The following is a 3,366-nucleotide window of genomic DNA, read 5'->3' as shown; positions in this document are numbered from 1 at the left end:
TGAAATTTACCATGCCTCTCCTGCCCGCAACCCCTCTTTCATGCAACAACGCCGAGGAATACACGAAGTTTCTAATCATGCTGAAACGTCTGTTGAAGCTCAAAGATATTTTTTACGTCCGGCAAAATATCTCCAAACAGAAAACAGACCTTGCTTCAGTACCATCCCATGTGTTGCAAACGATTCGCGATCGCAACGCCATTGACCTAGAGCTTTACGCGTATGCCAAAGAGTTATTTGAGGAACGCTGCCGCCAACTTGACATTACCCAAGCCCATGTGGATAGTTTTAATCACATGAACCAGAACTATCAACAGTTAATCACCCAAGCTGCAAGGACTCTATAGTCCACCAGGCAGGTTCAAGCCCTCGCCTATCCATAACCGAACGCACTACTTGAGGAAGCGCCCGTGAACGACGACACCGTATACATCTTTGCCCATATTCCCAAAACAGGCGGCACCACGATGCGTAAGCATTTTCAGATGTATTTGGAGCCTTCGGAGTTCATCCACCTTGTAGGGTCAAAGGCGTTCCAAAATCGGGGGGGTGGTGCAGAAGGAAAGCTGCCGTTTTCCAAGCGTAGTCTGGAGGAGCGGCTACAGGCGCGGGTCATTCTAGGACATCGAGTCAATTGCCATACCCACAAGCTTGTTCCTGGCAAAACGCACAAGCATCTGATTTTTCTGCGTGATCCTATAGCTTGGACCGTTTCTCGCTACAACTGGAAAATGAATATCCGTCGCAAGGAAAATAAGGAGATTATTAGCTTTGACGAGTGGTATCGTTCCATGCGAGAGCGCCAGAGCCAGTTGCGATGGATTTTGAAAGTATACGGAGCAAAATGGTTCGCTCCCTTTTTACCCGTTCTGCCAGCGAAGCAAAAGCTCAAGATGGCTAACGAAATTTTAGAAACCTTTGACGTGGTTTCCCTGACGGAGCGGATTAATCAGGACTGCCCCATCATTTTCAAACATATTGGTGTTCCTCCAGAATTTGAATCAGCCAATATCGCAGGCAAACGGCATCCTAAAATCCTAAGTCCCACCGATGAGTTGCGTGCCAAACTTGCGAAATCATTAGCGCTCGACATCGAACTCTACGAAACCTGGAAAGCCAAAATGCCAATTATGAATTTGTAGACCACTTAGAACGGCACTGCCTATCAGCTATTTTCACCCAATTCTCCTCGGAGAGTATTAGCAGACAGGGATAAAATTTATCATTGACCGTCTTGTGAGGATATTCACGGCTTCAGGACGATCGGATTGTGCTTGCTACATCAAACCCGCTTGGATACGGATGGTTGTACAGGCGGGTTTAGGAGGCAAAACTCAGCGCCTATTGAGGTTGAACAGCGAAACCTGCCTACGCACCTTAACGGATCATGGATTAACCGGATTTGATATTAGTATTGACCCCATACGTTTTCTATTACACAACATTCCACTGCCTTGAAGAACACCGACGGTACCAGCAGACGCCAACAGTTTAAAGCCTACTTCTATCGAGCCGGTTGGCTTGCCCTGGATTGCTGGCGTCACTTCAAGCTAAGGATTATTCTAATCGTGATTCTGAGTTGGTTAGGCATCACCTCTGCAACGGCGATCTTTGGGGGACTAATTTTCTACATTCGGTCGCTAGAATCCAATAGCACCCCGAACCTCTTTGGGATTGAGTGGCAGCTCAACAGTCCTAGTTTACTGACGCTTTTTACGCTTGGGATGATGCTCTTGGGTATCCTCAGTGCGGTGCTGTTGTATTGGGTAGATTGGCTGATTGCCCATTTGGCGATCGCCTATCAAAAGCATGCGTCGTATCGTCTTTTTCGGATTGCTAGCGATCCTCGCTACTTTGGCTGGCAACGGTTAGTGGATGGCCCACCTACGGATGCCATGCAGCTTTTTTTCAGCACCACTCGCGGTACGTCTATTGCATTACGACGGATGATGGGCGGCATTTTGCCAGGAATTACCTTTATCGTCGCTACGGTATTTCTCGTTAAAACCAGTCCTGGCTTGACAGCTTTGCTAATCCCGCTCATTTTGGTGTATTTCATTCCGCTGTATCAATCCAATCAGTGGGCAACCCAAAAGCAAATGGCCTATTCCCAAATTGGGCGAAAGGCAAGGAAGGGGGTCGCGCAAGCTTTAGATTTAGCGGTTGGGACGAGCCTACCCCCTGAGCGAAAATTGGAGGAGGCTCGCCAGAGCATTGAAGCGCCTGAATACACTGAAGCTTCGGTACTGTTTTTTGCGCGAAAACTGGTCAATAGTCGCATTCAGATGGTGAACGGGATCTTCTTTGTATGCTGTTTGGTGGGACTGTTTACCTTTTTTGCGATCGCCACCTTTAAGGGCACTCGACGCTGGTCAGACTTGTTGATCTACCTATTTGCCCTTCGTTCCGCGTTTGTAGGCTTACGGCAGATCACCACGGTATTTGGTAAGCTCAGTCGCTTATTGCCCATCTATCGCCAGTACGTTGATTTTGCGATACAGGCGGAGCGGTATTGTCAGCAGCGGCGGCGATCGCCCCGTTTAAATCAGCCCTTGCCGCAAGTCCTCTGGATTCATGCAAGTGAACAGGTTTTCCCCGACACGCTAGATACCCTGAAACTCCATCCCGGTGATCAGGTGTGGGCGATCGTCACTTCCGAGCCAGATTTTAGTATGTTGCAGGCGATCGCCGCCCGCTTAGAGGAGGTGATTCCCGATGAGGCCGATTTGATTTCTAAATCGGCCTTTTTGACGGAGGCAGTGTTGGAACCCCACCCAGACGGGTTGAATTTGCCCCTCCAGGTGATTGAACGGCAATGGCAAGACCCTGAGGTTCAACCCCTGCGCGAGTATTTTCAGCAGAAGGAGCGACTTCAGGAACTCTTCCCCGATCCCCATTCAGATGGCGCACACTCTGACGGACGGCTCCTGAGTTTGGAAACCTGCTTCCTCCTCAACGTATGGTCGGTAGCCCAAGCCTGTCAAATCCTGTGGATTGATGTGAGGATACTCTTCAAGCTGGATTCTGACTTTGTAACTGCATTTTTGAGTGCCCAGCCGACCCGCTATGTGTTTCTGGTTACGGATGATCCGGCAAAAGCCTTGAAGCGTGGAACCCTGAAGCAAAGCCGCCAAACCCTGGCCGGAGTTTTGGTTTTTGGCAATCAAGGCTTGGCCGCCGGGGGGGATGTCGAGTGGCTCAAGACCCATGTGAAACTGGTGCAGGCTTATCTAGAGCAGCAGCAAGAAGAGGCGAAGATGCTCTTTGCTGCTCTGGAGGATGAAGAGATGGATGATGATGACGATGAGTGACATCCTCCCGACGCTCACCCTATCGGGTAGAGCGCGGGCTTCCCCAGATCGCTCT

2 protein-coding genes and 1 pseudogene are annotated in these 3,366 nt (G+C 49.7%); all 3 read left to right on the top strand.

The window, feature by feature from the left end; genetic code table 11:
- The first annotated feature begins 11 nt into the window (after positions 1-11).
- Entirely contained in the window at positions 12-347 is a 336-nt protein-coding gene (locus tag IGR76_11930) for a hypothetical protein (GenBank protein MBF2079198.1), read from the top strand.
- Positions 348-410: 63 nt separating this feature from the next.
- Positions 411-1,142 (top strand): annotated as a pseudogene (locus tag IGR76_11925) (sulfotransferase family 2 domain-containing protein).
- A 312-nt stretch (positions 1,143-1,454) separates the two neighbouring features.
- Positions 1,455-3,311: a hypothetical protein gene (locus IGR76_11920; protein ID MBF2079197.1), complete on the top strand. Its 1,857-nt coding sequence runs from the start codon at positions 1,455-1,457 to the stop codon at positions 3,309-3,311.
- The last annotated feature ends 55 nt before the right edge of the window (positions 3,312-3,366 follow it).

It is taken from the genome of Synechococcales cyanobacterium T60_A2020_003 (assembly GCA_015272205.1).
Lineage (GTDB): Bacteria > Cyanobacteriota > Cyanobacteriia > RECH01 > RECH01 > JACYMB01.
Note: the sequence above shows the minus strand (reverse complement) of the source record. Positions and strands in the feature narration are given on the sequence as shown.

Bases quoted from the DNA above. Each gene is read 5' to 3' on its own strand.
- IGR76_11930 (MBF2079198.1), top strand. From the start codon at position 12: ATGCCTCTCCTGCCCGCAACCCCTCTTTCATGCAACAACGCCGAGGAA.